The organism is Stenotrophomonas rhizophila (genome assembly GCF_020857975.1).
Classification (GTDB): Bacteria; Pseudomonadota; Gammaproteobacteria; order Xanthomonadales; family Xanthomonadaceae; genus Stenotrophomonas; species Stenotrophomonas rhizophila_C.
Map to the genome: position 1 here is coordinate 1 of NZ_JACWUO010000021.1, position 24,915 is coordinate 24,915.

Here is a 24,915-nt window from a genome sequence, read left to right on the forward strand (position 1 = left end):
CCCCGGTGGCATGTCCTCCGCAATGCCACAGCATTTGATGGGCTGTAGCCCCGGAGACGGGCGAAGAACCTTTTTTTATGCCCCGCGCCGACCAACGGTCGGCGCCTGCCGGTCAGCCCTTGTACCCGTTGCTGATCGGATAACGCCGCTCGCGCCCGAACGCGCGCCGCGAGACCTTCGGGCCCGGCGCGGCCTGGTGGCGCTTCCACTCGCTGGTGCGCACCAGGCGCAGCACCCGGTCGACCACCTCGGCGGCGTAGCCGGCGGCCACGATTTCCTCGCGCGACTGTTCCTGGTCCACAAAGCGGTACAGGATGCCGTCCAGCACATCGTAGGCCGGCAGCGAGTCCTGGTCGGTCTGGTTGTCGCGCAGCTCGGCCGACGGCGGCCGGCTGATCACCGCCGGCGGAATCACCGGGGCGCCACCAACGGTGTTGCGCCACTTGGACAGGCCGAACACCTCGGTCTTGTACAGGTCCTTCAGCGGCGCGTAGCCACCGCACATGTCGCCATAGATGGTGGCGTAGCCCACCGCATATTCGCTCTTGTTGCCGGTGGTCAGCAGCAGCCCGCCGAACTTGTTGGACAACGCCATCAGGATCACCCCGCGGCTGCGCGACTGCAGGTTCTCTTCGGTGACGTCGGCCGCCTGGCCCTCGAACATCGGGCCCAGCGCGCTCATCAGCCCCTCGAACACCGGCTCGATCGAGACCGCCTCCAGCTTCACCCCCAGCGCGCGGCACTGTTCGGCGGCCAGGTCGTTGGACATGTCGGCGGTATAGCGCGACGGCAGCCGCACCGCAGTGACGTTGTCCGCGCCCAGCGCGTCCACCGCCAGGGCCAGCACCAGGGCCGAATCGATGCCGCCGGACAGGCCCAGCCAGACCTTCTTGAAGCCGTTCTTGCGGCAGTAATCCTGGATGCCGCGGGTCACCGCGCGCCAGGCCAGCGCGTCCATGCTCTCATCGCCGTCATCGATCCATTCGCGCGGCAGGAAGCGGCGCGTGGGCGCGTCGTAGTCCACCACCAGCCACTGGTCGGTGAACGCCGCCGCGGCCGGGTGCACGGTGCCGTCGCCGTCGGCCACCACCGAGGCGCCATCGAATACCAGCGCGTCCTGGCCACCGACCACGTTGAGGTAGGCGATTGCCGCCCCGCTCTCGGCCGTACGTTCGGCCAGCAACGCGTCGCGCTGGGCGTGCTTGCCGCGCTCGTAGGGCGAGGCATTGGGCACCACCACCAGCTGCGCGCCCTGGCGCACGGTGTCGGCCAGCGGCTCGGCGAACCACAGGTCCTCGCAGACCAGCACGCCGACCGGCACGCCCTTCAGCTCGAACACACAGCTGCCGCCGTCGGGGTCGACATCGAAATAGCGGCGCTCGTCGAACACCGCATAGTTGGGCAGCTCGCGCTTGCGGTAGGTGTGCTCGATCTTGCCATCGCGCAGCACGCTGGCTGCGTTGTAGACCACCGAACCGGTGGCCTGCGGCCAACCCACCACGGCAGCGATGCCGGTAGTGGCCGCGGCGATGCGCTGCAGCGCCTGCGCGCAGTCCTGCAGGAAGCCCGGGCGCAGCAGCAGATCCTCCGGCGGGTAACCGCTGATCGCCAGCTCGGGGAACACCACCAGGTCGGCACCGTGTTCATCGCGCGCCTCGGCGATCATCGCGATGATGTTGTCGGTGTTCTGCGCCACTGCGCCAACCGGGAAATCGAACTGCGCCAGGGCAATGCGGAGCGAGGTCATGGGATTCCAGCCTGTGGTTGCAATACATGCATTGTAGTGCCGGCCGCTGGCCGGCAACCACGCATACGCCGGCAGCACCGGATGCTGCGAACGCAGAAGGCCGCCCGAGGGCGGCCTTCGCGTAGCCGAGCATGGCTCGGCCCTACCCGATCGACAGCCGCTTCGCGGCTGGCGGTCTTATTTCACCAGCTTGGCGATGGCCGCGCCCAGGTCGCCCGGCGAACGGACGGTGACCACGCCAGCAGCTTCCATCGCCGCGAACTTGCCTTCGGCGGTGCCCTTGCCGCCCGATGCGATCGCACCGGCGTGGCCCATGCGCTTGCCGGCCGGAGCCGACGCGCCGGCGATGAAGCCGACCACCGGCTTCTTCACGAACTGCTTGATGTACTCGGCACCGGCTTCCTCGGCGTCGCCGCCGATTTCGCCGACCATGATGATGCCTTCGGTCTGCGGATCTTCGTTGAACAGCTTCAGGCAGTCGACGAAGTTCAGGCCGTTGATCGGGTCGCCACCGATACCGATGCAGGTGGACTGGCCCAGGCCGACTTCGGTGGTCTGCTTGACCGCTTCATAGGTCAGGGTGCCCGAACGCGACACGATGCCGATCTTGCCCGGCTTGTGGATGTGACCCGGCATGATGCCGATCTTGCACTCGCCCGGGGTGATCACGCCCGGGCAGTTCGGCCCGATCAGCACGGTGTCCGGATGCGAGCGGGTCAGCACGTTCTTGACGCGCAGCATGTCCAGCACCGGAATGCCTTCGGTGATGCACACGATGACCTTGATGCCGGCGGCAGCGGCTTCCAGGATCGCATCGGCCGCGTACGGCGGCGGCACGTAGATCACCGACGCATTGGCGCCGGTGCTCTGCACGGCGTCGGCAACGGTGTTGAAGACCGGCAGGTCGATGTGGGTGGTGCCGCCCTTGCCGGGGGTCACGCCGCCAACCACCTGGGTGCCGTACTCGATCATCTGAGTGGCGTGGAAGGTGCCCTGCTGGCCGGTGAAGCCCTGCACGATCACCTTGGTGTTCTTGTTAATAAGTACAGACATTGGATTTCCTTCGGTGTCGGATCAGGCAGCGTTCTTGACAGCTTCGACGACCTTCTTGGCACCGTCGTTGATGTTGTCGGCCGGGATGATGGCCATGCCGCTGTCACGCAGCAGCTGCTTGCCTTCTTCCACGTTGGTGCCTTCCAGGCGCACCACGACCGGAACCTTGACGCCCACTTCCTTGACCGCGGCGATGATGCCTTCGGCGATCATGTCGCAACGGACGATGCCGCCGAAGATGTTGACGAAGATGCCTTCGACCTTGTCCGAGGACAGGATCAGCTTGAACGCTTCGATGACGCGCTGCTTGTTCGCACCGCCGCCCACGTCCAGGAAGTTGGCCGGCTCGCCGCCGTTGAGCTTGATCACGTCCATGGTGGCCATGGCCAGGCCGGCGCCGTTGACCATGCAGCCGATGTTGCCGTCCATGGTGACGTAGTTGATGTCCAGCTCCGAAGCGATCACTTCGGTCGGATCTTCCTGGGTCTTGTCGCGCATGGCGACCAGGGCCTTCTGACGGAACGCGGCGTTGTCGTCGCTGTCGAACTTGCCGTCCAGCGCGTACAGGTTGCCGTCGTCCAGGATGGCCAGCGGGTTGATTTCAACCAGGGCCAGGTCCTTTTCGTTGAACAGGCGGTACAGGTTCACCATGATGTTGGCGAACTGGCCGGCCTGCTTGGCGGTCAGGCCCAGCTTGAAGCCGAAATCGCGGCCGTGGTAGCCCTGCACGCCTTCGACGAAGTCGACGTTCAGCGAATGGATCAGTTCGGGGGTTTCAGCGGCAACCTGCTCGATCTCCACGCCGCCTTCCGAAGAAGCGATGTAGGTGATGGTCTTGGTGCCACGGTCGACCAGCACCGACAGGTACAGTTCCTTGACGATCTCACCGGCGGTGGTCACCAGCACCAGGTTGACCGGCAGCTCGACGCCGGCGGTCTGGTAGGTGGCCATCTTGGTGCCGAGCATCTTGGCCGCAGCGGCCTTCACATCGTCGGTGGTCTTGCAGAACTTGACGCCGCCAGCCTTGCCGCGGCCACCCGCGTGGATCTGCGCCTTGACCATCCAGGGGCCCTGGCCCAGGGCGTTGGCAGCTTCAACCGCCTCGTCCGGGGTCGCCGCGACCTTGCCGGCCGGGACGGGAATGCCGTACTCGGCAAGCAGCTGTTTTGACTGGTATTCGTGGAAATTCATGCGTCACCGTGGGAATAGGAACGACCGCACGCATCTCCAAGGCTCCCTCACGGGCACCGGCACGGACCGCGGCGGGCCCACTATTGTGGACGAGCCGGCGCGCAGGCGCAAAGACACCAGCGCCCCGCCCCTGGCGGCGGTCCATTTCCGGCGGTTTTTCAGTCAGTTGCGGGCCCCGCGGCGGTCGCCCCCGGCCGCCCCTGCAGCGGCACCGCGCAAACCCCGCGCCGGTGCCGGGGGCCCCGGCCGGTGGCATTGCCACCCCGCCCGCTGCCCCGCCGGCATCGGCCGAGCCCCCCATGCACGGCCACACCCTCTACACTGGCCGCATGCCTGAAGGGGAGTTCCGGCGTGTCACCCAGTGCTTCATTGATCGACCGCATCGAATCCATACCGAAGCGGGAGCTGTACTTCTTCGCCCTGTACCGGCTGCTGATTGCCGCGGTGATCGCCGCCCTGCTGTTCAGCCCGTTGAGCATGCTGGTCGGCAGCGCCGACCACCCGCGCCTGGCCGCGGTGGTCAGCGGCGCCTACCTGCTGCTGTCGCTGCTGATGCTGGTGATCGGCCGCAACGAACGCTGGCTGCGCCCGATCGTGGTCGGCGGGGTGGTGGTGGACATCATCGCCGCCACCCTGCTGGCCCATGCGCTGCCCGGCGCCAGTGCCGGGGTGTCGATGTCGCTGCTGTTCAACATCGCCGCCGCGGCCACCCTGCTGCCGCTGTCGATGGGCCTGGGCCTGGCGCTGACCGCCAGCGCCGCCACCGCCGGCGAATACGTCTGGAAGCTGCTCGAAGGCGGCGACCCCACCCGCACCCTGGCCGAACTGGCGATGTTCATCACCAGCTACCTGGCCCTGGCCTTCGTCAGCCACCAGGTCGGCAGCCGCGCGCGGCGCAACCAGCAGCTGGCCAATCAGCGCGGCGACGAGGTCGCCAACCTGTTTGAAATCAACGAACTGATCATCCGCCGCATGCGCACCGGGGTGCTGGTGGTGGACGGCGCCAACCGCATCACCCTGGCCAACGAAGCGGCCTCGACCCTGATCGGCGACGCCGAGGGCAACGGCGGCAGCGGCCGGCTGGAACTGGGCAGTGCCTCGCCGGACCTGAGCCGGCGCCTGCAACGTTGGCGCAATGGCTGGACCAACGAGGAAACCCCGCTGCAGCTGTCGCCGGACCAGCCCGAAGTGCAGCCGCGCTTTGCCCGCCTGCTGGCCGGCAGCGACCTGACCCTGGTGTTCCTGGACGACTCCAGCGTGGTCTCGCGCCGCGCCGAATCGTTGACGCTGTCGGCGATGGGGCGCTTTTCGGCCAGCCTGGCCCACGAGATCCGCAACCCGCTGGCGGCGATCAACTACGCCGCCCAGCTGCTGGAAGAATCCAGCGCGATCGGCGACACCGACCGCCGCCTGCTGCAGATCATCAACCAGCAGTGCCAGCGCACCAACGGCATCGTCGAAAGCGTGCTCGGCCTGGCCCGGCGCGAGCGCGCCAACCCGGAAAACCTGGACCTGGCCGCGTTCGTGCGCCGCTTCGTGCTGGAGTACAAACAGGGGCTGAGCCTGGAAACCGACAGCGTCGAGCCGATCATCACCGAGACCTCGGTGCATGCACTGATCGACCCCCGCCATCTGCACCAGATCCTCACCGTGCTGGTCCACAACGCACTCAAGTACGGGCGCATCGCCCAGGACCCGGCGCGGGTGCGCCTGCGCGTGGCGCGCCAGGAACGCGCGGCGGTGATCGACGTGATGGACCGCGGCCCGGGCATTCCCGAAACCGTGGCCAGCCAGCTGTTCCGCCCGTTCTTCACCACCTCCGAGCATGGCACCGGGCTGGGCCTGTATATCGCCCGCGAACTGTGCCGCGCCAACCAGGCCAGCCTGGAATATGTGTCGGTGCCCGCCGGCGGCGCCTGCTTCCGGCTGGTACTGCCCGGCCCGCACACGATGCTGCCGCAATGAGCCTGCCCCTTCCCTCCGTCAAACATTTGTCGGAATCGACCGCCCTCGGCTATCTTCCCATCATATGAACGACAACCGCAGCGCCCTCGTCGTCGACGACGAACGTGACATCCGCGAACTGCTGGTACTGACCCTGGGCCGGATGGGCCTGCGCATCAGTACCGCGGCCAACCTCGCCGAAGCCCGCGAGTTGCTCGCCAGCAACCCGTACGACCTGTGCATCACCGACATGCGCCTGCCCGACGGCAACGGCATCGAGCTGGTCACCGAAATCGCCCAGCACTATCCGCGCACGCCGGTGGCGATGATCACCGCGTTCGGCAGCATGGACTTGGCGGTGGAAGCGCTGAAGGCCGGCGCCTTCGACTTCGTCAGCAAGCCGGTGGACATCGCGGTGCTGCGCGGGCTGGTCAAACACGCGCTGGAACTCAACAACAGCGACCGCGCCGCGCCGCCGCCACTGCCCACCGACCAGGCGGCCCGCCTGCTCGGCGACTCGCCTGCGATGGACGTGCTGCGCACCACCATCGCCAAGGTCGCACGCAGCCAGGCGCCGGTCTACATCCTGGGCGAATCGGGGGTGGGCAAGGAACTGGTGGCACGCACCATCCATGCGCAGAGCGCACGCGCGCCCGGCGCCTTCGTGCCGGTCAACTGCGGCGCCATCCCCTCCGAGCTGATGGAAAGCGAGTTCTTCGGCCACAAGAAGGGCAGCTTCAGCGGCGCCCATGCCGACAAGCCCGGCCTGTTCCAGGCCGCGCATGGCGGCACCCTGTTCCTGGACGAAGTGGCCGAACTGCCGCTGCAGATGCAGGTCAAACTGCTGCGCGCGATCCAGGAAAAATCGATCCGCCCGGTCGGCGCGGCCACCGAAGTGCCGGTCGACGTGCGCATCCTGTCGGCCACCCACAAGGATCTGGGCGAGCTGGTCGAGGACGGCCGCTTCCGCCACGACCTGTACTACCGCATCAACGTGATCGAACTGCGCGTGCCGCCACTGCGCGAGCGTCGCAGCGACTTGCCGCAGCTGGCCGCCTCGATCCTGGCCAGGCTGGCGCGCACCCACCAGCGCCCCACCCCGCTGCTGGCGCCGTCGGCACTGGACGCCCTGGCCCAGTACCAGTTCCCCGGCAACGTGCGCGAACTGGAGAACATCCTCGAACGCGCCCTGGCCCTGGCCGAGGACGACAGCATCGGCGCGGCCGACCTGCGCCTGCCGCAGCACGGCGGCCACCGCCACGGCAGCGGCGCAGTGCATGAAGAAGCCGTGGTCGACCTGCCCGCCGGCAACGGCGCGCTGCCCACCTACATCGAGCAGATGGAGCGCACCGCGATCCAGAAGGCGCTGGAAGAGAACCGCTGGAACAAGACCCGCACCGCCGCCCAGCTGGGCATCACCTTCCGGGCGCTGCGTTACAAGCTGAAGAAGTTGGGGATGGATTGAGGGCGCGCGGACTGCTCCGTTCCACTGCGCGCGGTTCACCTGGTGGGCGGCTGCGCCATCTGCCCGCGCGCCATGACCGGCATGCGGCTGGCCACCTGAACCACGCGCGCCAACCCCGGTAGAGCCACCCCATGGGTGGCTGCTCTTCGACCCGCAACACGCGCGCGTCTTGCCCCGCAACAGCCAGGCATGGCCTGGCTCTACCCCATGCCGGTTGTTGTCCGCATATGAAAAAGCCCGCATCTGCGGGCCTCTCCGTGCAACCACATCAACCAGTCAATCCTTGGTGACCCGATTGATCTCGGCCAGACTGGTAGTACCGGCGGCCGCCTTGACCAGCGCCGACTGCCGCAGGTCGTTGACCCCGGCACGCTGCGCGGCTTCGGCGATCTGGATGGCGTTGCCGCCGCCCAGCACGATCACCGAGATCTCCTCGCTCATCGGCATCACCTGGTAGATACCGGTACGGCCCTTGTAGCCCTCGGTGCATTCTTCGCAGCCGACCGGTTCGTACAGCTTGATCCCCGCATCGATCTGGGCCTGGGTGAAGCCCTCGGCCAGCAGCGCATGCGCCGGTAGCTCGGTCGGCCGCTTGCAGTTGTTGCACAGCCGCCGCGCCAGGCGCTGGGCGATCACCAAGGTGACCGAGCTGGTGATGTTGAACGGCGCGATGCCCATGTTCATCAGGCGCGCGATGGTCTGCGGCGCATCGTTGGTATGCAGCGTGGACAGCACCATGTGGCCGGTCTGCGCGGCCTTGATCGCAATTTCGGCCGTTTCCAGGTCGCGGATTTCGCCGACCATGATGATGTCCGGATCCTGGCGCAGGAACGAGCGCAGCGCCGCGGCGAAGGTCATGCCGCGCTTGTTGTTCTGCTGCACCTGGTTGACCCCGGGCAGGCGGATTTCCACCGGGTCTTCGGCAGTGGAAATGTTGCGGGTTTCATCGTTGAGGATGCCCAGCGCGGTGTACAGCGACACTGTCTTGCCCGAGCCGGTGGGACCGGTCACCAGCACCATGCCGTAGGGCTTGTGGATGGCCTCCAGGAACAGGCGCTGCTGTTCGGGCTCGTAGCCGAGCTTGTCGATGCCCAGTTTAGCCGCGCTGCCATCCAGGATACGCAGCACGATCTTCTCGCCGAACAGGGTCGGCAGGGTGCTCACGCGGAAGTCGATCTGGCGAGTCTTGGACAGGTTGAGCTTGATCCGCCCATCCTGCGGCACGCGCTTTTCGGCGATGTCCAGCTGCGACATCACCTTCAGGCGCGCGGCGATGCGCTGGTTGAGCTTGACCGGGGCCTTGGCCACGTTCTTGAGCAGGCCGTCGATGCGGAAGCGCACCCGGTAGTCGTCTTCATAGGGTTCGAAGTGGATGTCCGATGCGCCCTTGCGGATCGCATCGACCAACACCTTGTTGACGAACTTCACCACCGGGGTGTCATCGCCCTTGGCGTCCACGCCGGTATCGCTGCTGCCGCCGTCCTCGTCGCCGCCGGACACGTCCAGGTTGGCCATGCCCTCGTCGTCGCCACCCAGCCCGCCACTGATGGTGTCGTGCTTGGACTGCCACTGCTCCAGCGTCCGCTTGATCTGATCCTCATCGACCAGGATCGGCTCGACCACCAGGTTGGTGTGGAACTTGATCTCATCCAGCGAATGGGTCGGGTCGCTGGTCCCGATGAACAGCTTGCCGCCGCGCTTGAACAGCGGCAGCACATGGTGCTTGCGCAGCAGTTCCTCGCTGACCAGGCTCATCGCGTTCTGGCTGCCGTCGAACACCGACACATCCAGCAGCGGCATACCGAACTCCAGCGCATTGGCGGCGGCCAGCTGCGCGGCGGTGACCAGCTTCTTCTCGGCAAACCACTGCGGCAACGGCTGCTTGGCCGCCCCCGCCTTGGCCATCGCATCCCGCGCGGCAGCCTCGTCCAGCGCGCCGTCCTGGACCAGGCGGCGGGCGATGCCGGTGATCCCGACGAGATTGGCGGTGATGACGGCGTTCATTGGATGCGGGCTCCCCATGTCATGGCGGAAGATTACTGCATTGCGGGATGGGCGGGGTCGTTCAGGTGCCCTGTCATGCGGTCCGGCTCACCTGGCCACCCCGCCAGCAGGGGCATCGGGGTAACATTGGCGCGGGGAAATCGGGGAAACAATGTGAAGAGCATCAGCATCATCCTACCGGCCAAGAACGAAGCAGAAGGCCTGCTCCGTACCTTGCCGGCATTGCGCCAGCTGTATCCGCACGCCGAGCTTATCGTGGTAGACGATGGCTCCACCGACAGCACCGCCGAGATCGGCCATGCCCATGGCGCCGTGGTTCTATCCAGCCCGTATTCGATGGGCAACGGCGCGGCCATCAAGCGTGGCGCCCGCGCCGCCAACGGCGAGATCCTGGTGTTCATGGACGCCGATGGCCAGCATGACCCGGCCCACATCCAGACCCTGCTGGGCAAGCTCGACCAGGGCTACGACATGGTCGTGGGTGCGCGCGACAGCAGCGGCCAGGCGAACGTCCATCGTGGCCTGGCCAACCGCTTCTACAACTGGCTGGCCAGCCGCATGACCGGGTTCAGGATCCTGGACCTCACCTCCGGGTTCCGCGCCGTCCGCGCGCGGCGTTTCCGCGAGTTTCTGCATCTGCTGCCGAACGGCTTCAGCTACCCCACTACCAGCACCATGGCGTTCTTCCGTAGCGCCTACCCCGTCGCCTACGTGCCGATCCCGGTTGCCAAGCGGGTCGGCAACGGCAGCCACATCCGTCCGATAAAAGACGGCATCCGCTTTCTGCTTATCATTTTCAAGATCGCCACCCTGTACTCGCCGCTGAAGCTGTTCGCGCCGATCGCGGTAGGCTTCTTCCTGCTCGGCCTGGGCTATTACGGCTATACATTCGCCACGATGCACCGCTTCACCAACATGAGTACCCTGCTGTTCAGCGCGTCGGTGATCATTTTCCTGATCGGGCTGATCTCCGAACAGATCACCGGGCTGACCTACTTGGCAGCGCGGGATGGGCGGGAATCGGAGTGAGTGGCACGGTCGCCGCCGACTCTGCTCAGCGGCGGCCGCGCCTGCTGGTGCTGGCGTCGACCTATCCGCGCTGGCACGGTGACCCCGAGCCGGGTTTCGTGCACGAGCTGAGCCAGCGCCTGGTCGCGGATTTCGATGTAAGGGTGCTCTGCCCGCACGCAGCCGGCGCGCTGCCGCGCGAGTGCATGGACGGGGTAGACGTCATCCGCTATCGCTATGCGCCGGCCCGCTGGGAACGACTGGTCAACGACGGTGGCATCGTCGGCAACCTTCGCCATCGTCCGTGGACCGCACTACTGCTGCCCAGCTTCCTGCTCGGCCAGCTGTGGTCCTTGCTCCGCATGCTGTGCACGGCTCGGCCGGATGTCATCCACGCACACTGGATTCTCCCCCAGGGCTTGATGGTGGCGCTACTGCAGATGGTCGGCATCCGCACGCCGCCCACCTTGGTGACCTCGCATGGGGCGGACCTGTTCTCCCTGCGCGGGCGGTTTCCCATGTGGATCAAACGACTGACCGTTCGCCGGATGCAGGCCAGCTCGGTGGTCAGCAGCGCCATGCTCGGGCCGATGCTGGCGCTCGGCGCCGACCCGGATTCGCTTGCAGTGGCGTCCATGGGGGTCGATCTGCAACACCGCTTCACACCCGATACGCAGATGCAGCGTGCCGGCCACGAACTGCTTTTCGTCGGGCGCCTGGTGGAGAAGAAGGGTCTGACCCATCTGCTCGATGCGCTACCCCTCGTCCTTCAACGTCATCCCCAGGCAAAGCTCAGCATCGCCGGCTTCGGCCCTGAGCTGGCACATTGCCAGCAGCAGGTCGAGAGGCTCGGGCTGCAGGAGCACGTGCGTTTTCTGGGTGCCCTGTCGCAGGATGCGCTTCCCAATCTCTACCGGCGCAGCAGCATGCTGATCACTCCCTTCGTGCAGGCTCGTTCGGGAGACCAGGAGGGCTTGGGGCTGGTGATGGTCGAGGCACTGGGATGCGGTTGCCCGGTGGTGACTACCCGGTTGCCTGCCATTCGCGAGCTGCGGGATGGCCAGTGGCCTCCATATCTGGCCGAGCCCGGCGACGCGTGCTCGCTGGCGGCACAGATCAACGCTCTGCTGGACGATCCGGCGGCTGGACAAACCTGGGTTCAACAGTTGCGTCCTTCATTGATGCGGCGTTTCGACCATGCCGCGGTGGCAGCCGGGTACTCGGCCCGCCTGGCGGCGCTGGCTGGTGCCGAGCGCACGCCGCAGAAGTCGGGCCATCCATGAAGTGGCGCCTGCCTATCGGGTCGCTGGCCCGTACGTCGCTGCAGGTGATGGTATGGCAGGGCGTGCGCCTGGTGTGCCTGGCGGCGTGGATCGTGGTGGCCGCACGCGGGCTGGGCGCACAGCATTACGGGATCTTCTCCGGTATCGCCGGCACCGCCTCGGCGCTGGCCGGCCTGGTCGGTCTTGGCAGCGGCATGTTGATGTATCAGTACAGCGCTTCGGACCCCTCACGGTTTTCCCCGTACTGGAAGCAGACTCTGGTGCTGTGTGCGCTCACCTCGCTGCCGTTGGCGGCGCTGCTGTTTCCCTCGGTGTTGGGCAGCGCATCGATCTCGTTGAGCGGCATCACCCTCATCGCTGCATCGGAGATCCTGGCCTACCCCTACGTCACCAACGCCGCTTTCGCGTTTGCCGCCCATGAGCGCATGGGCTGGGCGGCGGCGCTACCAGCCGCCAGTGCGCTGCTGCGCCTGATCGCAATCGTAGCGTTCAGCCTGCTGCCGATCCAGCGCGACCTGGACCACTACCTGCTCCTGCACCTGCTGGCTTCGCTGGGCGGAGCCGCCTTTGCACTGGTGGCGGTGAATCGCCTGCTCGCCCCGCAGCCCCAACGCTGGCAAATGCAGCCTGGCGATCTGCGGCATGGTGCAGCTCACGCAGCCAGCTGGACCTCAACAACGGCAGTGACTACCCTGGATAAATCGCTGGTACTACGCGCCGGCGGCGACACCATCACCGGGCTATACGCCGCCTGCTACCGCATCGCTGCGGTGGCCGCCATGCCGCTGGATGCGATGGTGATGTCGTCGATGCCACGCCTGTTCCGCGCGAACCAGGAGCAGGAACGCCATCGCCGTCTGGTGCTGGCCATGGCCGCAGCCGCGGCCGCTTACACCGGAATCATCGCAGCCCTGCTGTGGTGGGGGGCAGCCGTCCTGCCCCGCCTGCTGGGACCGGACTTTGCCCCTGCCGTGCCAGCCCTGCGCTGGATGGGGCTGTTCGTCCTGGGTTACAGCTTGCGCCAGATCGGTTGCAACGTTCTGGTGGGACGCGGCCTGAAGCTGCGCAAGACCCTGATCGAGGCCATCGGCCTGCTCACGATGGCACTTCTGAGTGCATGGCTGATCCCGCGACACGGGCTGACCGGCGCGGTCTGGATGGTGATCTGTGCGGAGATCGGCATGGCCTCGGCAGCGTGGGTCACGCTGTGGCTCAGCGTTGGAAAGAAGGCGGCACGCGCTCTTCCTTCGCAGTGAACACGCGTTCGTAGGCATCCACGGCACGATCGATGGAAAACTCGGCCGAACGGGCCAGCAACGCGTCCCGCTCTACCCGGAAGGAACCATCGAGGCTGCGCCGAAGCGCCACCGCCAATGCAGCCGCGTCACCCACCGCGACCAATTGCCCAAATCGCCCGTGATCGAGAATTTCGGCCGGGCCGCTGGGGCAATCGGTCGCAACTATTTGTGTAGCGCACTGCATCGCCTCCACCAACACATTGCCGAAACCTTCGTAGTCCGAAGGCAGAACCAGAATATCGCTGTTGGCGATCCAGGGCAGCACATCCTGCATCTGCCCCATCAAACGGCAATCGATCCCCACTCCGGCGTCCTGGCGCCATTGTTCAAGCTGAGCAGCGATCGGGCCGGCGCCCAGTACAAGCAGGCGGACCGGCAATGTCGCCCTGACCTGCATGAACGCCGCGAACAGCAAATCCAACCGCTTTTCCGGCGCCAGTCGCCCGACGAACACGAGCACTGGAACGCCGTCGCGTGGGAATGGCCACGCTTCAGGGCAAGGGAGGTCGGGAGCTGCGGCATCGGCAACCGCCACGATGGGATTGTGGATCACGTCGATCGATATGCCGTCCAGGCCGAGCTCGGCACGCATGTCCGCCGCCACCGCGGCTGACACTGCCACGATCGCATCCGCCGAAGGCAACAGGCGCGCCATTGCCCAACGGATGCAGGCCAACTTTACCCAACGTACACCCCGTGCAGCCAGACGCGGCCCCGAAATGGCCAGGTGCTGGGTGACGATCACCTCCGCATCCGCGTACAACCAGCGCCGCCATAACAGCACCCAGACAGCGACGTCGTTGGAGGTCGTCACGATGACAGCAGGACGGTTACGCCTTATCCATCCAAGCAATCTCCACAGGAACTGCCATGCGCCGGACGGCGCGATGAAGTGGACCTCATCCACACAGGGGGCAGCCCCCTCCAGGCGGCCTGCAACGATCCGTACCGAATGCCCCCGATCCACAAGCCCCCGGGCAAGGTTGAACTGCACACGCTCGAGTCCACCGGCTTCGACCCGACTCAGCAGCAACGCAATCATGCGCCGGTCAACCGCGCCCGAACCGTCGGGTCGGCCAAGCAGATGACGTCCTGGTACTCACCCAGCGCGTCAGCGCTGATGGGGACCAGTTGCCCCCGCGCCTCAAGGCGAAGAAACACATAGCCCAATGGAGCCAGCAGATCGAGGATGTCACGCCCTCGGTACCCCGCCATCCGTGCCGACCGCTCATGGACTTCCACCGCGATCACAGGAAGGAAGCGCGCGATGGTCTGAAGCGCGCCTTTCAGGCAGGCCAGCTCACCTCCCTCGACATCGACCTTCATGAAGTCCAGCCGGTGCAGCCCAAGCGTCGTAGCCAGGCCATCGAGCGTCTCGACATCGATCCGGCCAAGCACCCGGTGCGAGCCAGGGGCGCCATGCAGGCTTCCCAGTCCCCGGTTGGACTCGTCCGAATCGTCCTGCCCACAGGAAGCGTAGATATCGAACTGGCCAACCACATCGGCCAGGCCCTCTCGGCGCAGATTGACCACATCCTGCAATGCATTGACCTGGATATTGCGCTCCAGCTCGTCGGCAATCGCCGTGACCGGCTCGAAAGCGATTACGCGCCCGGCGGCGCCGACCCGGTTGGCACAAACCAGGCTGACCTCCCCGATGTTCGCCCCTACATCTACTACCACCATGCCCGACGCCAGCAGGCGATCCAACAGCGCCACCAGGCGCAGGTTGTAATATCCCATCCAGAAGATGCGCCGCTGCATATGCTCGGCCAGGTCCAGGTCGAGGGTGAGGTTGCCATCGAAATCGTGCACCCGCACGACAGCACGCGAGTGCCGGAACACGCGCCGCATAAGGGGCTGTAAAAGCTGGAAACGTTCACTGGACAGCGCGTTTGCGAGTCCCCTAAGTCGAAGCAATGGCTGCAAATTCCCCATCCTCATTTTGTGTAACACTATAGGTGGCCAACAGGGCCCTGGCCGAACACCCGCCCCGCTGGCGCAGAACGCTTGATGAATATACTCGTCCTCTGCAAACGCCAATACACAGCGCGTGACCTGCTGTCCGATCAGTACGGCCGCCTGTATGAAATCCCTGAAGGCATGGCCCGACTCGGTCATCGCGTGCATGGCCTTGCATCCAGTTATCGTCCGCGGAAGCGCCTGCCCCCCCATGTCAGCAAGGCGGGGGTAACGTGGCGATCCGCCAACGCCGTACCATGGGGGCCCTTCCACGCCAGCCGCAGCCTGGCTGACGCCATTGCGGACTGCCAGCCCGACGTCATATGGGCCAGTTCAGACGCGCTGCACGCGATCTGGGCGGTCGAGATCGGACGCGCCCTGCAGATCCCGGTCGTAATCGATCTATACGACAATTACGAGCATTTTGGCTTGGCTCGCCTTCCCGGCATATCACGGCGATACCGTGTAGCTTGCCAGGCAGCGGCGGGACTGACGATCGTCAGCCACTCCCTTGCACGCCATGTCCAGCAAAATTACTCCGCAGCGGGGCATTGCGGCGTAGTGGGCAATGGCGTCAACAGAGCCATGTTCCACCCGCGTGACCGGAACAACTGCCGGCGTGCGCTCGGCCTCCCTGAAAACGCAGCGATCATCGGCTGCGCCGGTGCAATCCAGGCCGACAGAGGCATCGAAGATCTGTTCGATGCCTTCGAAATCCTCGCACGGGCGGATCCTACTCTCCACTTGGCATTCGCCGGACCGCGCGATGGTACGCCTTCGCGATACCAGCATCCCCGCATTATCGACCTGGGCATCTTGGACTGGCGACAAGTTCCCCTGCTCATCAACGCACTGGACGTTGCGGTCGTCTGCAACCGCGACTCCAGCTTCGGCCGTTACTGCTTCCCGCTAAAACTTGCCGAGTCCCTCGCTTGCGGCGTACCGGTGGTTGCTGCTGCAGTGGGCGATGTCAATGATCTCCTGAGTGATCCTTCGCAACGCTACCAACCGGGAAATGCTAACGAGCTGGCGCTCAAACTGCGCCAGCAACTGTCTGAGCCAATACTCGGGGAGGCTGCAGCGAACGCTGTACGCGACTGGCACGCGCTGGCGGGCGATACCGTTGACCTGTTGGCGATGTGTCTTTCACGCCCTTTCAACTGATCGAGGAGGCAGAAGAGGTCGGCCGCTGCCCGGTCGGGGGACAACGAGCAGGGTTATTTCGTTCCCACCGACGCTGCTCCGGCACGATCGGCAAGCAGGCCCAGTTCGAGGGCCCTTGCGCGCGCCAGTTCGGCTTGACGGTGCCACCCCTTGCGATCGAGTGTATCGATCACCTTACGCGCGTATTGGGGATCGGCAACGCTGTTGTTGATCGCTTGAACGAACATTTCATCGGCAAATACCTCATCGTGCGCGTGCACCTTTGCATAGTCGCCCACCTGAGCGTAGCTGTAAGGGGGAAGTGCGGTGCGTTCGAACAGTGCGCGGAACGCCTGGGCAAGCCGCTGATCGTCCAGTACCACGTCCTTGTAACGATTTTCCAGCAATGAGAACAAGGCACCCGTGGTCTCCGGACTCAAGGTCCCGGTCTGAACCTTGGACACCAGCCGATCCCACCAGATCGATGGCACCTCGCGCCCACTCTGGGCCGCCGTCAGAATCAACCCTTGATCGCTAATGATCGATGCGCCAGGAAGCCGTGATCCACGCTCGAACTCGCCGATGGCCATGTCGATGAATGGAGAGTTCGCATAGCCGTCGGACATCCCAAAGTACATGGCCCCAAGATCCGCACTGGCACGTGCCGAGCCCGGATTTTCGACAACCAATTCCGTGGCCAGCAACAGCGGGTCACCCCATGTCGCGGATCGGATGAGGGTCAATCCAGCGGATCCGACCAGAACGGCCACGACCGCGACCGGCAACACCACTTGGCGCGCCGCAACCGGGGCGCGGAGAATGAGGTCACAGGCCACGAGCAGCACGCCCAGCAGGGCTAGGTAGTTTCTATGTTCGAAGGCGAGCTCAAGCCCTACCACATTGCTGGTGAGCAGGTGCGACACGAAAAACCAAAGGATTCCCAGCGCAACCAGCGGTGCCCGCCAGCGGGTCCAGACCGCAGTCGCCAGCAGGCCCAGCAACAGCAAGCCCCCCAGCAACGTGGACATGGGCTGCAGCAATCCACGCGACGGCAGAACGTGATCGTAATAGAACGTGAGATTGCCCGGCGTGGGCAGAAGTATTTGCAGCAGATACATGGGCAGCACCCGCAGCTGGGTCAGTAGCCGCTCCCAGGTACCGAAGTTGCGCGCCATGTAGTGATTGGACCAGTAATGGGGCACCACGACCACGACGAAAACGACGAGCGCGGCGAACACACCAAGTCCGTAGAGCATGCGCCAGCGCCGCCCGCTCGACGGATTGGAAGCAGCGAACCGAAGCACTGTGAGTTCGATTGCCAACGCATACACCGGCACCAGTACGGCTGTCTCCTTTGATAGCAAACCGATCAAGGTCAGAAGTACCGCCGCCAGGAGCCATGGCCAACCCGAACCGAGTCCGATTTGACACAAGCGCCCGCGCACGTAGCAGATCAATGCCGCCAGCATGAAGGTGGCCGCAAGTGTCTCCATGCGCTGCACCACGTACAAAACGCTGGAGACCTGGATGGGATGAATTGCCCAGAGCAGCACAACCCCCAATACAGCAACCCGCCGCACGCTGGCCTGCACCACCACGGTGGTGGTCCGCACGCCGAGCAGGATGTTGACCAGCGCCCACACCAGCAAGGTGTTGCACAGGTGCACGATCAAGCCGGTGAGCTTATAGCCCCAGGGATCCAATCCACCCAAAGCGTGGTTGACCGCCAGGGTAGCCATCGCCAAGGGACGAGCCCCGAATGTTCCCCCCGGATCGAAGGAGATTGCCGCCTGCCAGATCAACGACGGCCGCAGCACATCCACGTGCAACCGCGTGTTGTCCACGATCGTGCTGTAGTCATCGAAGATGAACGCACCCGCTAGGCCTGGCCAATAAATGGCCAGCACGAAGAGAACAAGTAGGGCTAGCCCTGCCCAGTGCGGCCAACGACGCATCGTGTACTTACCGTTCAACAACACCATCTCCCTCGGCTACAGACGATCAGCTGCAGCCAGCCGGCAACAGCTTTGCATCAAGCGACGCATCGGCCTTGCACCGCCATTCACCTGACCGGCTGCGTGCGATCTCGATGGTCTTGTTGGCCACGGTCGGGCTGCCGCGCAGTGTGCAGCGGATGTATCCCTCATCGGTGGGCGACATGCTCAACCGGCAACGTGCGGTACTGCTCGGCAACCCAATGTCAGCCAGATTGAAGGTGGTGACGTTATTGGCCAGCACCTGCGATTCGAACATGGTGCGGCCGCCGGTCACTTCGGCCAGGCCTGCCGTCAACTGCGACTTGGCCACGTAATTCTGATAAGCCGGTAGCGCGATAGCTGCCAGGATAGCGATGACCGCGACCACGATCATCAATTCGATCAACGTAAAACCACGCTCCCCGCGCATGGCGCCCCCCATAGGATGCTGTCCGGTTGCACTTCAAAAGAAAAGGGGGCGAAACCGCCCCCCTTTCCTCAATCAAACATGGCGCTGATGATTAGCAGCCAGCCGGCTTGTAATCAGCCAGTTCGGACGCGGCGGTGCAGTTCCAAGCGCCCGAGCCGTTGCGCTCCAGCTCAATGGTCTTGCCAGCGACCTTCGGGTTGCCCTTCAGGGTGCAGGTGATCTTCTGCCCGGAAGCCGCTTCCCAGTTGCCCGACGGAGCAATGGCGCAACGCGGGGTGCTGGAAGCCAGACCCAGGTCAGCGACACTGGCAGCACCAGTCTTGGTACCGGACTGGATGCCTTCTTCAAACGCGGTCACGCCGCCACGGATGTCAGCCAGGCCGGCGGTGACCTGCGACTTGGCAACGTAGTTCTGGTATGCCGGCAGCGCAATGGCGGCCAGGATGGCGATAATCGCCACGACGATCATCAGTTCGATGAGGGTAAAGCCCTGCTGCTTCTTCATGCGTACATCCCCTAGAGGTAGGTAGAAAGTGAACACTGGGTCGCGGCCTGGCCGGCGGACCGGCTGAGCAAGGCGAGCGCCCGTGCGTGATGGATCAAAGCAGGTTGCGTGCCAACTTTTCGACAATGCTCCCCAGCATTCCCCGGCGCAATGATGGCAGCAATCCCCGGGATTGGAACCCCCTTCACGGTATTCTGCGACCAACTATGCAATGTGACGTGTTGCGTCACCTTTTGACCCGGGCGGTCCGGGCCTCTGGTCACGGTCCAACCGCCCATAGGGATGCCACACCCCCCCGGAACCGGCTACCATGCCGCTCAGATAGCCCGCCTGGGGATGGCGTGGCTGGGGAGCCTGTATGTCTGTGAGCCGTAGCGCAATCAAGAAAGAACCGGTGAACCGCAGCACAACCGAGCTGCAACCGTTTGTCTGGGAGGGGACCGACAAGCGGGGTGTGAAGATGAAGGGCGAACAGCCCGCCAAGAACGTCAACCTGCTGCGCGCCGAGCTGCGCCGCCAGGGCATTACGCCGAGCGTGGTCAAGCCCAAGCCCAAGCCGTTGTTCGGCGCGGCCGGCAGCAAAATCAGCGCCAAGGACATCGCCTTCTTCAGTCGCCAGATGGCGACCATGATGAAGTCCGGCGTGCCCATCGTGGGCTCGCTGGACATCATTGCCAGCGGGCACAAAAACCCGCGCATGAAGAAGATGGTTGATACCGTCCGCCAGGACATCGAGGGCGGTTCGTCGCTGTACGAGGCAATCAGCCGGCATCCGGTGCAGTTCGACGAGCTGTACCGCAACCTGGTCAAGGCCGGCGAAGGCGCCGGCGTACTGGAGACCGTGCTGGAAACGGTGGCCAGCTACAAAGAGAACATCGAAGCGCTGAAGGGCAAGATCAAGAAGGCCTTGTTCTACCCGATCATGGTGTTCGTGGTGGCGATGCTGGTCAGCAGCATCCTGCTGGTCTGGGTGGTGCCGCAGTTCGAGGACGTGTTCAAGGGGTTCGGTGCCGAGCTGCCAGCCTTCACCCAGATGATCGTGAACCTGTCGCGATTCATGGTGGCTTGGTGGCTACCTATCCTGATAGCAATTGTCGGCAGCGTGGCCGGGTTCATCTATGCCTACAAACGCTCGCCGTCGATGCAGCACACCATGGACCGCCTGATCCTGAAGGCACCGGTGATCGGCCAGCTGATGCACAACAGCGCGATCGCCCGCTTCGCCCGTACCACCGCAGTCACCTTCAAGGCCGGCGTGCCCCTGGTGGAGGCGCTGGGGATCGTGGCCGGCGCCACCGGCAACAAGGTCTATGAAGAAGCGGTGCTGCGCATGCGCGACGACGTGTCGGTCGGTTACCCGGTCAACATGGCCATGAAGCAGACCAACCTGTTCCCGCACATGGTGATCCAGATGACCGCCATCGGCGAAGAGGCCGGCGCCCTGGACGCGATGCTGTTCAAGGTGGCCGAGTACTTCGAACAGGAGGTCAACAACGCCGTGGACGCGCTGGCGAGCCTGCTGGAACCAATTGTGATGGTGGTTATTGGTACCATCGTCGGCGGCATGGTGATCGGCATGTACCTGCCCATCTTCAAGCTCGCCTCGGTGGTTGGATAACAGACAATGGCATTTCTCGACCAGCATCCCGGCCTCGGCTACCCGGCCGCGGCCTGCCTGGGGCTGCTGCTGGGCAGTTTCCTCAATGTGGTGATCCTGCGCCTGCCCAAGCGGCTGGACTGGCAGTGGAAGCGCGACGCGCGCGAAGTGCTGGAAGAGCCGGACATCTACGAGCCACCACCACCAGGCATCGTGGTGGAGCCCTCGCACTGCCCGCATTGCAAGCATAAGCTGTCCTGGTACGAGAACATCCCGCTGTTCAGCTGGTTGGCGCTGCGCGGCAAGTGCCGGCATTGCCATGCGCCGATCTCGATCCAGTACCCGCTGGTGGAGCTGGTCACCGCCCTGCTGGTGCTGGCCGGCGTGTGGCAGTTCGGTTTTGGCTGGCAGGGCTTCGGCGCGATCGTGCTGAGCTGCTTCCTGGTTGCCCTGTCCGGGATCGACCTGCGCACCCAGTTGCTGCCCGACCAGTTGACCCTGCCCCTGATGTGGCTGGGCTTGATAGCGGCCAGCGACAACCTGTACATGCCGGCCAAGCCGGCCTTGCTGGGCGCGCTGGCCGGCTATCTGTCGCTGTGGTCGGTGTGGTGGCTGTTCAAGCAGATCACCGGCAAGGAAGGCATGGGCCACGGCGATTTCAAGCTGCTGGCCGCATTGGGCGCCTGGTGCGGGCTCAAGGGCATCCTGCCAATCATCCTGCTGTCTTCGGTCATCGGCGCCCTGCTCGGCTCGGCCTGGCTGTATGCGCGCGGCCGCGACCGCGCCACTCCGATTCCGTTCGGCCCCTACCTGGCGATCGCCGGCTGGATCGTGTTCATGTGGGGCGAGCAGCTGATCAACGCCTACCTGGGCTTTGCCGGGCTGCGCTGAGGGCCGGCCGGTGAGCGACTGCATTATCGGCCTGACCGGCGGCATCGCCGCCGGCAAGAGCGAACTGAGCCGCCGCTTCGAGGCCCTGGGCGTCACCGTGGCCGATGCCGACATCGCCGCGCGCGCCGTGGTCGCGCCCGGCAGCGAGGGCCTGGCCCGGATCGCGGCGCGGTTCGGGCCGGGGATCCTGCTCGCCGACGGCCAGCTCGACCGTGCCGCCCTGCGCCAGCGCATCTTCGCCTCGGCGCAGGAGCGCCAGGCACTGGAAGCCATCACCCACCCGGCCATCCGCCAGTTGCTGCGGCAGACCTGCGAGCAGGCCGACGGGCCGTATGCGATCGCGGCGATTCCGCTGCTGGCCGAGGCCGGCGGCCGGCAGCAGTACCCGTGGCTGGACCGCGTGCTGGTGGTGGATGTGCCGGTGGCGGTACAGCATGCACGGCTGATGCAGCGCGACGGCATCACCGCCGAACTGGCCGAGCGCATGATCGCCGCGCAGGCCAGCCGGGAGGCACGGCTGGCACTGGCCGATGACGTAGTGGTCAATGACGGCGACCCGGCACAGCTGCAGGCGCATGTGGAGCGGCTGGACCGGTGCTACCGGGAACTGGCCGCCAGGCGCTGACCCCGCAATAGCGCCGGCCCCTGCCCGGCTGCCGTACAGAGGCCCTTCGTCCAATCGCGCGAACAGCAGCCGGGCAGAGCCCGGCGCTACGTGGCTGGTGAGAAGGTCAGCGTCGCGACCACGCCACGTTCGGTGCCGGGCCGTACGCTGACCTGCCAGCCGTACAGATCGCACAGGCGGCTGACGATCGACAGGCCGATCCCGCCGCCCTGCGAATGGCCGGCGTGGGTGCCGCGATAGCCGCGCTGGAACAGCTTGGCCGCATCTTCGGCGCTCAGGCCCGGGCCGCTGTCGATCACATCGACCCGGTTGCCGGTGACCACCACCCGGACCGAGCCTTCCTGCGAATACTTGACTGCATTGCCGATCAGGTTACCCAACGCCACCGACAAGGCCGATTCGGGGGCGTCGATGACCAGCTCGCGCTCGCCTTCCAACACCAGTTCCAGCGGCTTGCCGCCCAGCTGCGCGCGGTGCGCATCGAGCAGCTGCTCGGCCACCCGGGCCACATTGCTGCTGCCCTGGCCGCGCTCGTTGCGCGACAGCAGCAGCAGCGAGCCGATCAGGTCGGTGCACTGCTGCTCGGCGCGCTGGATGCGCTGCAGGCGCTGCAGCACCTTTTCGTCCAGGCCCGGACGGGCCAGCAGCAGCTCGGTGGCGCCACGAATCACCGCCAGCGGCGTGCGCAGCTCGTGGCTGACGTCGGCATTGAATTCGCGGTCGCGCTGCACCACTTCGGTCAACCGCGAGGAATAGTCGTCCAGGGCCTGGGCCAGCTGGCCGACCTCGTCGTCGGGGAAACGCGGCGCCAGCGGCGCCGGCTCGCTGGTGCCGCCGCGGTAGGCGCGCAGGCGTGCGGCCAGGTCCGAGACCGGCTTCATCACCTTGGATGCCGACCACCAGCCCAGCACCAGCGACAGCAGGCTGAACACCAGGACAGATAGAATCAGCGCGCGGTTGAGCTGGGCCTCGCCACGGATGCTTTCGGTGGTGTCGTAGGCCAGGAAGAACCAGGCATCGGGCGTCTTGCGCACGGCCAGCTTGTAGGAATACGGCTGGCCACGCTCATCCACGCCACTGAGGCTGTGGTTGCCGTTGCCGAACTCGTACCAGTCCGGCTCTTCCTCGCGCAACGCTTCGAACTTGTCCGGCCGCACCAGGCGTGCGCGCATCTGCTGCACTGGCAGGTCGGGACTGCGGGTGGGGTCGAGCGCGTAGCGGTGCGCGTACTCGTCGATGTTGCGGTTGAGCACGTCCTCGACCAGCTGGTTCTCCACGCGCATGCGTGCCCAGTTGGTCGCGAACGCGAACAGCGTGGTCAGGCAGAAGCCCAACAGCACGAACGACACGATGATGCGGCTGCGCAACCGGCGCCGGTAAGGCCCGCGCCGGCGCTCCCCCTTGGCACTCACCGGATCAGGCTTCCGGCGCGGCGATGCGGTATCCGATGCCATGGCGGGTCTGAATCAACGGTATCTCGAACGGCTTGTCCACTACCGCACGCAGGCCGTGGATGTGCACGCGCAGCGAATCCGAATCGGGCAGTTCCTCGCCCCATACGCGGGTTTCCAGCTCCTGCCGGGTAACCACCGCCGGGGCGGCTTCCATCAGTGCCTGCAGGATCTTCAGCGCGGTCGGGTTGAGCTGCAGCAGCTTGCCCTGGCGGCGGACTTCCAGCGTATCCAGGTTGTACTCCAGGTCGCCGGTTTCCAGCACCCGGGTCTGCACGCCCTTGCCGCGGCGCGACAGCGCGTTCAGGCGCACTTCCACTTCCTGCAGCGCGAACGGCTTGATCAGGTAGTCGTCGGCGCCGGAATCGAAACCGGCCAGCTTGTTGTCCAGCGAATCGCGTGCGGTCAACATCAGCACCGGGGTCTGCTTGCGCGCTTCATTGCGCAGCTTGCGGCAGACTTCAATGCCGTCCATGCCGGGCAGGTTGAGGTCCAGCACGATCGCGTCGAACTCGTGCACCACCGCCAGGTGCAGGCCGGTCACGCCGTCGGCGGCGAAGTCCACGGTATGCCCGCGGTCTTCGAGGTAGTCGCCCAGGTTGGCGGCGATGTCGCTGTTGTCTTCAATTACAAGAATTCGCACTGTGACCTCTAGTTGGCAAATTTGCCGACGCGCTGCGCTGCGCCCATGTCCTTCTGCGCTTTGTCTTTCATACGCTGGCGCTGGGCAACGGTCATGCATTGGGTAGTGGCCATGTTGGATCCGATGGCCTTCTCACGACGGCATATTAGACGGCTATCTTCGCGAGCCTGTGTCAAAACCGTGTTCACTACCTGCTGGTCGTTGTACAGCTCGGTCTTGGCAGCGTCCGGAAGGGTGGCTTGGTTGGGGTGCTGTTCCAGGGTGCCACGCATACGCCCCAAGGCTTCGCGGACCTGGCTGCGCTGTTCGAGCTTGAGCTCGGCGTAGGTCTCGCCGTCGTTCAACTCGGTTTCAATGCGTGCGATCTGTTCAGACAAGGACTTGCCCGGCACGAACACTTCCCCCTTGGCCGCGGCGTGGGCCGTCCCCATCGACAGCAGCAGAACACCCGCAGCAACAACCAGCTTCACTCGCTTCATGGCAACCAATCCTTAGTCTGTGTCAATGGAACGCCGACTGTATCGCTGTCTCCTTCACATCAGCAAGTGAGCCATGGCAGGGCCAGAAAAAGGCCCAGGCGGAAGCCGCCTGGGCCTGAAGTGTGTTTCCCGATTACCGATCCTGCTGAGGAGGGCAGAGCTGCGGTTCGTCGAAGCCTACGCCGGGCCCGATTAAAGCCTCGTTAAAACCGCGGGTGGC

21 protein-coding genes are annotated in these 24,915 nt (G+C 65.1%); 9 read left to right on the top strand and 12 right to left on the bottom strand.

Features of this window, described 5'->3' with window-relative positions; translation table 11 throughout:
* Positions 1 to 112: 112 nt before the first annotated feature.
* The 3 genes from IC535_RS16090 to sucC all read right to left on the bottom strand — a co-directional run bounded on the left by IC535_RS16090 (position 113) and on the right by sucC (position 3,991).
* Positions 113 to 1,747: an NAD+ synthase gene (locus IC535_RS16090; RefSeq protein WP_228887390.1), complete on the bottom strand. Its 1,635-nt coding sequence runs from the start codon at positions 1,745 to 1,747 to the stop codon at positions 113 to 115.
* 177 nt (positions 1,748 to 1,924) lie between these two features.
* Positions 1,925 to 2,800 carry a succinate--CoA ligase subunit alpha gene (gene sucD / locus IC535_RS16095; RefSeq protein ID WP_012511927.1) on the bottom strand — a complete coding sequence of 292 codons (876 nt, stop codon included), beginning with the start codon at positions 2,798 to 2,800 and terminating at the stop codon, positions 1,925 to 1,927.
* Positions 2,801 to 2,821: 21 nt separating this feature from the next.
* Positions 2,822 to 3,991, bottom strand: a complete 1,170-nt coding sequence (gene sucC / locus IC535_RS16100; protein WP_228887391.1) for an ADP-forming succinate--CoA ligase subunit beta — start codon at positions 3,989 to 3,991, stop codon at positions 2,822 to 2,824.
* A 351-nt stretch (positions 3,992 to 4,342) separates the two neighbouring features.
* Between sucC and IC535_RS16105 the strand changes: the two genes are divergently transcribed.
* Together IC535_RS16105 and IC535_RS16110 are read left to right on the top strand one after the other, a co-directional pair.
* Complete coding sequence (locus IC535_RS16105) at positions 4,343 to 5,956, top strand: sensor histidine kinase (protein WP_228887392.1); 1,614 nt, start codon at positions 4,343 to 4,345, stop codon at positions 5,954 to 5,956.
* A gap of 64 nt (positions 5,957 to 6,020) precedes the next feature.
* Entirely contained in the window at positions 6,021 to 7,400 is a 1,380-nt protein-coding gene (locus tag IC535_RS16110; protein ID WP_228887393.1) for a sigma-54-dependent transcriptional regulator, read from the top strand.
* A 276-nt stretch (positions 7,401 to 7,676) separates the two neighbouring features.
* On the opposite strand, the gene pilB is transcribed toward IC535_RS16110, so the two are convergent.
* Positions 7,677 to 9,404: a type IV-A pilus assembly ATPase PilB gene (gene pilB, locus IC535_RS16115; protein ID WP_228887394.1), complete on the bottom strand. Its 1,728-nt coding sequence runs from the start codon at positions 9,402 to 9,404 to the stop codon at positions 7,677 to 7,679.
* 153 nt (positions 9,405 to 9,557) lie between these two features.
* On the opposite strand from pilB, the gene IC535_RS16120 reads away from it, so the two are divergent.
* Genes IC535_RS16120 through IC535_RS16130 form a run of 3 tightly spaced genes read left to right on the top strand, consistent with a single transcriptional unit; the run spans position 9,558 to position 12,951 of the window.
* Complete coding sequence (locus IC535_RS16120) at positions 9,558 to 10,433, top strand: glycosyltransferase family 2 protein (protein WP_228887395.1); 876 nt, start codon at positions 9,558 to 9,560, stop codon at positions 10,431 to 10,433.
* Positions 10,430 to 11,695, top strand: a complete 1,266-nt coding sequence (locus IC535_RS16125; RefSeq protein WP_228887396.1) for a glycosyltransferase family 4 protein — start codon at positions 10,430 to 10,432, stop codon at positions 11,693 to 11,695. The genes IC535_RS16120 and IC535_RS16125 overlap by 4 nt, the downstream gene beginning before the upstream one ends.
* Positions 11,692 to 12,951: a lipopolysaccharide biosynthesis protein gene (locus tag IC535_RS16130; protein WP_228887397.1), complete on the top strand. Its 1,260-nt coding sequence runs from the start codon at positions 11,692 to 11,694 to the stop codon at positions 12,949 to 12,951. Before IC535_RS16125 ends, IC535_RS16130 begins: the two co-directional genes overlap by 4 nt.
* On the opposite strand, the gene IC535_RS16135 is transcribed toward IC535_RS16130, so the two are convergent.
* A complete protein-coding gene (locus IC535_RS16135) occupies positions 12,908 to 14,035 on the bottom strand; it encodes a glycosyltransferase (protein WP_228887398.1) in 1,128 nt (375 codons plus the stop codon). The two genes, IC535_RS16130 and IC535_RS16135, sit on opposite strands and share 44 nt — an antisense overlap.
* Positions 14,032 to 14,922 (bottom strand): FkbM family methyltransferase, encoded by an 891-nt coding sequence (locus IC535_RS16140; RefSeq protein ID WP_228887399.1) that lies wholly within the window; start codon positions 14,920 to 14,922, stop codon positions 14,032 to 14,034. The genes IC535_RS16135 and IC535_RS16140 overlap by 4 nt, the downstream gene beginning before the upstream one ends.
* Before the next feature lie 84 nt (positions 14,923 to 15,006).
* Between IC535_RS16140 and IC535_RS16145 the strand changes: the two genes are divergently transcribed.
* On the top strand, positions 15,007 to 16,119 hold the full coding sequence (locus tag IC535_RS16145) for a glycosyltransferase family 4 protein (protein WP_228887400.1): 1,113 nt from the start codon (positions 15,007 to 15,009) through the stop codon (positions 16,117 to 16,119).
* 53 nt (positions 16,120 to 16,172) lie between these two features.
* On the opposite strand, the gene IC535_RS16150 is transcribed toward IC535_RS16145, so the two are convergent.
* The 3 genes from IC535_RS16150 to IC535_RS16160 all read right to left on the bottom strand — a co-directional run bounded on the left by IC535_RS16150 (position 16,173) and on the right by IC535_RS16160 (position 19,009).
* Entirely contained in the window at positions 16,173 to 18,080 is a 1,908-nt protein-coding gene (locus IC535_RS16150; RefSeq protein ID WP_228887401.1) for a hypothetical protein, read from the bottom strand.
* A 19-nt stretch (positions 18,081 to 18,099) separates the two neighbouring features.
* Positions 18,100 to 18,516, bottom strand: a complete 417-nt coding sequence (locus IC535_RS16155; RefSeq protein WP_306433109.1) for a pilin — start codon at positions 18,514 to 18,516, stop codon at positions 18,100 to 18,102.
* A gap of 79 nt (positions 18,517 to 18,595) precedes the next feature.
* Positions 18,596 to 19,009 carry a pilin gene (locus IC535_RS16160; protein ID WP_228887403.1) on the bottom strand — a complete coding sequence of 138 codons (414 nt, stop codon included), beginning with the start codon at positions 19,007 to 19,009 and terminating at the stop codon, positions 18,596 to 18,598.
* A gap of 358 nt (positions 19,010 to 19,367) precedes the next feature.
* Between IC535_RS16160 and IC535_RS16165 the strand changes: the two genes are divergently transcribed.
* From IC535_RS16165 to coaE, 3 genes are read left to right on the top strand one after another with little or no spacing between them, the layout of a single operon-like run.
* Positions 19,368 to 20,627 carry a type II secretion system F family protein gene (locus IC535_RS16165; RefSeq protein WP_228887404.1) on the top strand — a complete coding sequence of 420 codons (1,260 nt, stop codon included), beginning with the start codon at positions 19,368 to 19,370 and terminating at the stop codon, positions 20,625 to 20,627.
* A gap of 6 nt (positions 20,628 to 20,633) precedes the next feature.
* Positions 20,634 to 21,497, top strand: coding sequence for a prepilin peptidase (locus IC535_RS16170; RefSeq protein ID WP_228887405.1), 864 nt, complete (start codon positions 20,634 to 20,636; stop codon positions 21,495 to 21,497).
* A gap of 10 nt (positions 21,498 to 21,507) precedes the next feature.
* Positions 21,508 to 22,122, top strand: a complete 615-nt coding sequence (coaE, locus tag IC535_RS16175) for a dephospho-CoA kinase (RefSeq protein WP_228887406.1) — start codon at positions 21,508 to 21,510, stop codon at positions 22,120 to 22,122.
* 86 nt (positions 22,123 to 22,208) lie between these two features.
* Here coaE and IC535_RS16180 read toward each other — a convergent pair whose 3' ends face one another.
* The 3 genes from IC535_RS16180 to IC535_RS16190 are packed head-to-tail and all read right to left on the bottom strand — an operon-like array spanning position 22,209 to position 24,695.
* Positions 22,209 to 23,576 carry a sensor histidine kinase gene (locus IC535_RS16180; RefSeq protein WP_228887407.1) on the bottom strand — a complete coding sequence of 456 codons (1,368 nt, stop codon included), beginning with the start codon at positions 23,574 to 23,576 and terminating at the stop codon, positions 22,209 to 22,211.
* The gene (locus IC535_RS16185; RefSeq protein ID WP_228887408.1) at positions 23,539 to 24,216 is read right to left on the bottom strand and encodes a response regulator transcription factor; all 678 of its coding nucleotides are present in this window, start codon (positions 24,214 to 24,216) and stop codon (positions 23,539 to 23,541) included. The genes IC535_RS16180 and IC535_RS16185 overlap by 38 nt, the downstream gene beginning before the upstream one ends.
* An 8-nt stretch (positions 24,217 to 24,224) precedes the next feature.
* Positions 24,225 to 24,695 carry a hypothetical protein gene (locus IC535_RS16190; protein ID WP_267473083.1) on the bottom strand — a complete coding sequence of 157 codons (471 nt, stop codon included), beginning with the start codon at positions 24,693 to 24,695 and terminating at the stop codon, positions 24,225 to 24,227.
* Positions 24,696 to 24,915 lie beyond the last annotated feature (220 nt).